Raw genomic sequence first — 285 nt, 5'->3', positions numbered from 1 at the left:
ATAGGTGATCCGCGGCGCGTAGATCACGGGCTTGCCGTTGACCTCAATCACCATCGTCCCGCTGGTGATCGGCACAGGCTCCACGTTGCTCGGATACGTCACATTCACCGTACTCGGCGCGATGAGGTTCAGCACGCCTTTGTTGCCGTTCCACTCCGCGCGGATCCCGAGCTGCGCCAGGGCCTTATCCACGTAATAGATCGGCAAGAACGACGTCGCCTGCCCATTGCCGCCACCGAATGGATCCGGCGCGACAATATGCTCCGGCGTACTCTGCGGCACGTC

At 61.8% G+C, this 285-nt stretch carries 1 pseudogene; it reads right to left on the bottom strand.

Annotated features, from left to right (window positions below):
- Positions 1–285: pseudogene (locus AC27E8_RS06615) on the bottom strand (hypothetical protein); the annotation flags it as partial.

The sequence above is a fragment of the Alicyclobacillus sp. CIJ1 genome (assembly GCF_057538885.1).
The sequence above is the reverse complement of the archived record's forward strand: the minus strand, read 5'-3'. Positions and strand labels throughout refer to the sequence as shown.